Genomic DNA, 7,120 nt, shown 5'->3' with positions numbered 1-7,120 from the left:
CCGCCGCCGCGGCCGCGGCGGCCCGCCGCGCGCCGGGCACCGCGACCAGGACCGCCGGCGCGGTGTTCGCCGCCACCACCCACAGGGTGACCAGCCACACCCCGCCCAGCGAGGCCAGCCGGAGCGCGGGCGGCACCTGCCACTGGCTCGCCCCCAGCAGAGCCCACGGCCCGCCCAGGTACTCCCAGGAGCGCACCAGCTCGATCGCCAGCCACGCCGAGGGCACCAGCACCACCGCCGCCACCGCCCGGCCCGGTGCCGGCGCGCCCCCCAGCAGCCGTCGCACCAGCCACCCCCACGGAGCCCACAGCAGCCCCATCAGGGCCGCCACCACCACGACGAAGACGTGCAGGCTCGGCGCCAGCCAGTGATGGGTGGCCAGCAGGAAACCGGTGCCGCCCAGCCATCCCTCCACGGCGGCCCGCCCCCCGCTCCGCGCCGTACGCAGCAGCAGCAGCCACGGGACCAGCGCGGCGTAGGCCCACCACCACAGCGACGGAGCGGGAAAGGACAGGGCGGGCAGCGCGCCCGCCGCCACCGCGAGCGCCCCGCGCCCCCACCCGGACCCTGCGGACACCCGCATGCCGCGCCTCCCTCGCCTCGGCCGGGCCGGTGTGCGGACCCCGCCGCGCCGGAGGGCCGGACTGAGGGCCGTGCGGTGGGACGGGCCGCGGGACCGGCGGCCGAGAACCGCCCGCCGCGGGTTTCACCGGTCCGTATGCGGGTCACCGTTCCCAGGAACCGGCGGGTGAACCCGCGGCCCGCCGGCCGGAACGGGCGGCCCGGGGCCGGAAGACCGCGGGAGGCCGGGACAAGGAGGTGGCGGCGGTGGAGCTCCCCCTGCTGGTGGGCGTCGACGGATCCGGGCCCAGCCTGCTCGCGGTGGACTGGGCCGCGGACGAGGCGGTCCGGCACTCGGTACCGCTGTGTCTGGTCCACGGCGTCGAGGACCGCGGGGAGGACGACCCGGAGCCGGAGGAGCTGATGTCCGCCGCTGCGGAGCGCGTCCGCCTGCGCGCCCCCGGTGTACGGGTGACCACCGTCGTCCTCGACGAGGAGCCCGGAACCGCGCTGGTCCACGCGGGCCGCAACGCGTTCGCCCTCGTCGTCGGATCACGGGGCCGGGGCGGGATCGCGGGCCTGCTGCTGGGCTCGGTGGGGCTGGAGGCGGCCGGCCGGGCCGACTGCCCGGTGGTCGTCGTACGCGGCGGGGAGACCGCCCGCACCGGCGGCCACGACCGGATCGTCCTGGGCGTCGGGGACAGGGTGGACGGCTCGCCCGCCGCCCACTTCGCCTTCCGCGAGGCCGCCGCCCGGCACTGCCGGCTGCACGCCGTGCGGACCTGGCGCCGGCCCGCCCACACGGCGGAGAACCATCTGCTGGTCCAGGGCAGTCCGGCCGGCGCCCGCCGCCGGGAGGCGATGGACCACCTGGACGGCGCCCTGCGGGCCGCGGCGCGGGAGTACTCCGGGATCGACCTGCACCTGCACGCCGTGGAGGGCTCCACCCGCGCGGTGCTGCTGGAGGAGTCGCGCCGGGCGGACCTGCTGGTGATCGGTGCCCACCGCCGGCAGGGCCGCCTCGGCCTCCAGCTGGGGGTGGTCGACCACACCGTCATCCACCACGCCGACTGCCCGGTGGCCCTCGTACCGGAGCACATCTGACCCGGACCGCCCCCCGACGACCCCACTGGACGGAGTGATCATGCCGCCTGCCGCAGCCGCAGCCCGGGATCCGGAGGAGGAGGCCGCGCCGGCACACCGCCTGCACGGACTGAGGGCCGTGGTGTTCGACACCGACGGGGTGATCACCGACTCCGCCCGGGTCCACGCCGCGGCCTGGAAGGAGGCCTTCGACGACTGCCTGCGCGAGTGGCGCGAGCGCGGCGGCGGACGGCCGGGCGAGGAACCGCGGGACCGGTTCCGCCCGTTCGACGTCCAGGAGGACTACCGGCGGTACGTCGACGGCAGATCCCGGCTGGACGGCGCCGCCGCCTTCCTCGCCTCCAGGGGCCTCGACCTGCCGCCCGGCGAGCCGGACGACCCGCCCGGCAACGGCACCGTCCGGGCCGTCGCCGCCCGCAAGGAGCGGCTGTTCACCGCCGCGCTGCGGCAGGGCGGCGTCGAGGCCTGGCCCGGCACGCTGCGGCTGCTGCGGGCCCTGCGCCGGGAAGGGGTGCCCATGGCGGTGATATCCGCCTCCCGGCACGCCAGGGAACTGCTCTCAAGCGCCGGGGTGCCGGAGGTGTTCGACGCCGTGGTGGACGGCCACGAGGCGGCCCGGCTGGAGCTGCCCGGCAAACCGGACCCCGCGGTGTTCCTGGAGGCCGTCCGGCGCCTGGGAGTGCCTCCGGGGGAGGCGGCCGTGGTCGAGGACGCGCTCGCCGGTGTCGAGGCGGGCCGCCGGGGCGGCTTCGGGCTGGTGGTCGGGGTGGACCGGACGGCCGGCCCCACCGGCGCGCGGGACCTGCGCGACCACGGGGCCGACGTGGTCGTGGCCGACCTGGCCGAGCTGCTGCCGCCCGGTCCCCGCGCCGGCCGGCACGACGAGGAGGGCTGACAGTGGTGGAGGGGACCGTGGATCGCTGGGAATGGGCCTACGAGGGCTACGAGCCGGTGGAGGAGCGGCTGCGCGAGGCCCTGTGCACCCTGGGCAACGGCTACTTCGCGACCCGGGGCGCGGCTCCCGAGACGGACGCCGGAGGACCCCACTACCCGGGCACGTACGTGGCCGGTTGCTACAACCGGCTGGTGTCCACCGTGGAGGGAAGCGGCGGCAGCGAGGGCGGTGACGGCAGCGAGGTCAGGGACGTCGAGAACGAGGACATGGTCAACATGCCCAACTGGCTGCCCCTGCGCTTCCGGATCCTCGACGGAGTCCTCGACGGCGCCTCCGACGGCGGCCCCGGCGCCCCTCCCGGGGGTCCCGCGGGCAGTGCCGCGAGCGGCCCCGGAGGCGGATCCGCCCCTTCCTGGTGGACCCCCGACGACGGCGGACTGCTGGCCTACCGGCAGCGGCTGGACATCAGGCACGGCGTCCTGACCCGGACCCTGCGCCTGGAGGACGCCGCCGGCCGGCGGCTGCGCGTCGAACAGCACCGGCTGGTCCACATGGGGCAGCCGCACCTGGCCGCGCTGCGCACCGTCTTCACGGCGGAGAACTGGACCGGCACGCTCGAGGTCGACTCCGCTCTCGACGGCGGCGTCGCCAACGAGGGCGTGGAGCGCTACCGCGCCCTGAACGGCCGCCATCTGACCGGCCACAGCACCGGATCGACGGCGCCGGACACCGTCTGGGTGCGCTGCCGCACCACGAACTCGGAGATCGGCGTCGCCCTGGCCGCCCGCACCCGCCTGGAGAGCGGCGAGGCCGTCTCGGCGCGCACCGACCTGAGCGGAGTGCGGCCCGCGCGGCGGCTGACCGTCGCCGTCCGGTCCGGGCGGCCCGTCACCGTCGTCAAGACGGTGTCCCTGCACACCTCGCACGACATCGCGGTCAGCGAGCCCCTGCACGCCGCGCTGGAGGACATCTACCACGCGCCCGGCTTCCCCGACCTGCTCGACACGCACCGCGCCGCCTGGGACGAACTGTGGCGGCACGCCGAACTGGAGGTGCCGGGCGAGGCGGGCCACATCCTGCGGGTCCACCTCTTCCACGTCATGCAGACGCTCTCCCCGCACATCACCGACCTGGACGTGGGGGTCCCGGCGCGCGGGCTGCACGGGGAGGCGTACCGGGGGCACGTCTTCTGGGACGAGCTGTTCGTGCTGCCCTACCTCAACGTCCACTTCCCGGAGGTCTCCCGGGCCCTGCTGGCCTACCGGCACCGGCGGCTGCCCGAGGCCGTCCGGGCCGCGGAGGACAACGGCTACGAGGGCGCGATGTTCCCCTGGCAGAGCGGCAGCGACGGGCGCGAGGAGACCCAGACCCTGCACCTGAACCCCCGCTCGGGCCGCTGGCTGCCCGACCACTCCCGCCTGCAGCACCACGTGGGCTCGGCGATCGCCTACAACATCTGGCAGTACTGGCAGGCCAGCGGCGACACCGACTTCATGCACACCCGGGGAGCCGAGACGCTGCTGCGGATCGCCCAGTTCTGGGGGAGCGCCGCGCGGTACGACGCGGACCTGGGGCGCTACCGGATCCTCGGCGTGGTCGGCCCCGACGAGTACCACGAGGCGTACCCGGACAGGGAGCGGCCCGGCCTGGACGACAACGCCTACACCAACGTCACCGCGGCCTGGGTGCTCGGCCGGGCCCTGGAGACGCTCCGGACCGTCCCCGAACCGCTGTGCGAGGAGCTGTGCCTGAAGTTCGGCCTGGACGGGGAGACGCTGGGACGCTGGGACGACATCTCCCGGCGGTTGCGGGTGCCCTTCCACGCGGGCGTCATCAGTCAGTTCGACGGCTACGGGGAGCTGGCCGAGCTGGACTGGGAGGGCTACCGGCGCAGGTACGGGGACATCCGCCGGCTCGACCGGATCCTGGAGGCCGAGGGCGACACCGTCAACCGCTACCAGGCCTCCAAGCAGGCCGACGTTCTGATGCTCGGCTACCTGTTCCAGCCCGCCGAACTGGCGGACCTGTTCGAGCGGCTCGGCCACACCCTCGACGACGAGCTGTGGCGGCGCACGGTCGACCACTACCTGCACCGCACCAGCCACGGCTCCACCCTCAGCTCCCTGGTCCACGGGTGGGTGCTGGCCCGGGTGCGGCGCCCCGAGGCCTGGCGCTACGTGCAGGAGGCACTGGTCAGCGACATCGCCGACATCCAGGGCGGTACGACGGCCGAGGGCATCCACCTGGGCGCCATGGCCGGGACGCTGGACCTCGTGCAGCGCGGACTGACCGGTCTGGAGACCCGCGGGGGCGCCCTGCGGCTGGACCCCGCGCCGCTCCCGGAACTCTCGGAGTTCGGCTTCACCATCCGCTACCGGCACCACTGGGGAGTGGGGGTGCGGATGCGCTCGGACGGGATGCGCGTCAGCCTGCCCGGGTCGGCCGAGGCCCCCGTGCGCCTGGTGCTGCCCGACCGGACCGTCACCGTCGAGCCCGGCGAGTCGGCCTGGCTGGACCTGGCCGACCGGTGAGGGGCGACCGGTGAGGTCCCGCCGGTGAGGGCCGGCCGGCGGCAGGAGGCCGGACCGCTCAGCCGGAGCCCGGCCCCGGCCGTCCGGGCCGGCGGCCGGCGCGGTGGCCGGCCCGGCCCGCCGCGCCCATGACCAGGGCGGAGAGGAACACCAGCAGGCCGGCCACCGGATGCAGGACCATCAGCGCCGGGACCAGGAACAGGCAGACACCGGCGAGCAGCCACAGGCGGTGCGGTGCCCCCGGCCCGCCCGCGGCCGGCTCCGCCGCTTCGGTCCCCGCCTCGCCGAACCCCCGGAAAAGGGCGGCCAGGCGGGCGTCACGCAGCAGCGCCCGTTCTGTCTCGTGGAGGATGCGGAGTTCTCGGAGGGTGAGGCGGCGGGATTCGTTCATGGTCTCGGTCCAGCTCGGTCGGTGCGGACTGCGGGGGTCGGTCCTCTGCCGGGTACCCCCTCCGAGCGGGTGAATCTTTCGAATCCCGGCGATCCGGCCGGCGATCCCGCATCCGATCACCGGCCGGAGCCGGCCCGGCTCACCCCTCGCGGTACCGCAGGAGCAGCATCGCCGCGTCGTCCTGCAGCGGCCCCCCGACGTGCGTGACCAGATCCCGGCACAGCGACTCCAACCCGATGTCCGGGTTCGTCTCGCGCAGCAGGAAGGCCCGCCGGACCAGCGGGTAGAAGCGGTCGTCCGGATCACGCGCCTCGGTCACACCGTCGGTGTACAGCAGCATCTGGTCGCCGGGGGCGAGTGAAAGCCCGTACGGCTCCGGGGGCTTGAGGTCGAGGCCCATGCCCAGGGGCGGCGCGGTCTCGGGCGGCTCCGCCAGATGGGCCGTCCCGTCCGCGCGGACGACCAGCGGCGAGGGATGGCCGTGGTTGAGCAGGGTCACCGAGCGGTCCTCGTGCGTCTCGGCCAGCACAGCCGTTACGAACCGCTCCTGTGTCATGTGCCGGTTGACCGACCGCTCCAGCCGGGCGCTCACCGCCGCCAGGTCCGGCTCGTCGTACGCCGCCTCCCGGAACGCGGCCAGGACCACCGCGGCCGTCTCCACCGCCTCCAGGCCCTTGCCCTGGACGTCGCCCACGATCACCCGGACCCCCGAGGGCGAGTTGACCACCTCGTACAGATCGCCCCCGATCCGGGCCTCGGCCACCGCGGAGGTGTAGGAGACCGCGATCCGCAGGTGCCCCGCGGCCCGGGGCACCGGGCGCAGCAGCACCCGCTGGGCCACCTCGGCGATGGACCGCATGTTCGCCAGCTCGGCCTCGCGCCGCTGGCGGATGGCGGCCGCGGCCAGCCCGGCCGCCGACACCCCGGCCACCGACAGGAGCGCCGTGTAGCCGGGTGTGGTTCCCAGCAGGCCGTCGTAGGAGGCCAGGCCGAAGCACAGGACCAGCGCCAGCAGTCCGATCAGCGCGGTGCGGCGCATGCCGCCGACCAGACTGGCGAAGGCGGGACCGAGCGACAGCAGGGGCAGGAACCCCACCTCCGGACCGGCCGTCACGTCCACCAGGGCGACGACGGTCATGGCCGCGAAGGGCAGCCCGGCCAGGAGTCGGTAGCTGTCGTCGTCGCGCTCGGCCAAGGTGGACTCCGGGGTTCGGTGCGGGTTCCCCGCGGTTGCCTGCGAACAGCTTCCCAGGCCGAGGCGGCGCGGAAAAGCGACCCGCGCGGTCGCGCCGTCTCCCGCGCCCCCGCGTCGCCCCCCACGCACTGCGTTCCCGCGTCCGCGCGATCCGTTCGCCCGGTCGGCGCAGCCGGGCGCCGCCGGAGGTGCCGCACACCCCGCCGCCGTCCACGCTGCCGGGAAGGAGCACGGCGCGCCCGTCCGGGGCGCCCGTGCCGGGACGCACAGGAGGCGAACGATGCGCCGGATCGCACCAGTGGGGACGGCAGCCGGACGGAGCGCACCGCGGACGACCGGGCGTACGGGCGCGGGCGGGGGCGGGGCGGTGGACCGGATACGCCGGATACGCCGCGGCCGCCGGACACGCCGGATACGCCCCGCGGGCGCGGCCGCCGCCCCGC

General features: G+C 75.7%; 5 protein-coding genes and 1 pseudogene. 3 read left to right on the top strand and 3 right to left on the bottom strand.

Annotated elements, in window-relative coordinates:
- Nucleotides 1-583: pseudogene (locus ACLIYP_RS28400) on the bottom strand (apolipoprotein N-acyltransferase); the annotation flags it as partial.
- Nucleotides 584-828: 245 nt separating this feature from the next.
- Here ACLIYP_RS28400 and ACLIYP_RS28395 point away from each other — a divergent pair.
- Genes ACLIYP_RS28395 through ACLIYP_RS28385 form a run of 3 tightly spaced genes read left to right on the top strand, consistent with a single transcriptional unit; the run spans nucleotide 829 to nucleotide 5,091 of the window.
- Complete coding sequence (locus ACLIYP_RS28395) at nucleotides 829-1,665, top strand: universal stress protein (RefSeq protein WP_412715960.1); 837 nt, start codon at nucleotides 829-831, stop codon at nucleotides 1,663-1,665.
- A gap of 40 nt (nucleotides 1,666-1,705) precedes the next feature.
- Nucleotides 1,706-2,560: an HAD family hydrolase gene (locus ACLIYP_RS28390; protein WP_412715959.1), complete on the top strand. Its 855-nt coding sequence runs from the start codon at nucleotides 1,706-1,708 to the stop codon at nucleotides 2,558-2,560.
- A gap of 17 nt (nucleotides 2,561-2,577) precedes the next feature.
- Entirely contained in the window at nucleotides 2,578-5,091 is a 2,514-nt protein-coding gene (locus tag ACLIYP_RS28385) for a glycoside hydrolase family 65 protein (RefSeq protein ID WP_412715958.1), read from the top strand.
- 58 nt (nucleotides 5,092-5,149) lie between these two features.
- Here ACLIYP_RS28385 and ACLIYP_RS28380 read toward each other — a convergent pair whose 3' ends face one another.
- On the bottom strand, nucleotides 5,150-5,482 hold the full coding sequence (locus ACLIYP_RS28380) for a hypothetical protein (protein WP_412715957.1): 333 nt from the start codon (nucleotides 5,480-5,482) through the stop codon (nucleotides 5,150-5,152).
- Between the two features lie 139 nt (nucleotides 5,483-5,621).
- The gene (locus ACLIYP_RS28375; RefSeq protein ID WP_412715961.1) at nucleotides 5,622-6,620 is read right to left on the bottom strand and encodes a PP2C family protein-serine/threonine phosphatase; all 999 of its coding nucleotides are present in this window, start codon (nucleotides 6,618-6,620) and stop codon (nucleotides 5,622-5,624) included.
- Nucleotides 6,621-7,120 lie beyond the last annotated feature (500 nt).

Source organism: Streptomyces nanhaiensis, assembly GCF_046614825.1.
GTDB lineage: Bacteria > Actinomycetota > Actinomycetes > Streptomycetales > Streptomycetaceae > Streptomyces > Streptomyces radiopugnans.
Note: the sequence above shows the minus strand (reverse complement) of the source record. Positions and strands in the feature narration are given on the sequence as shown.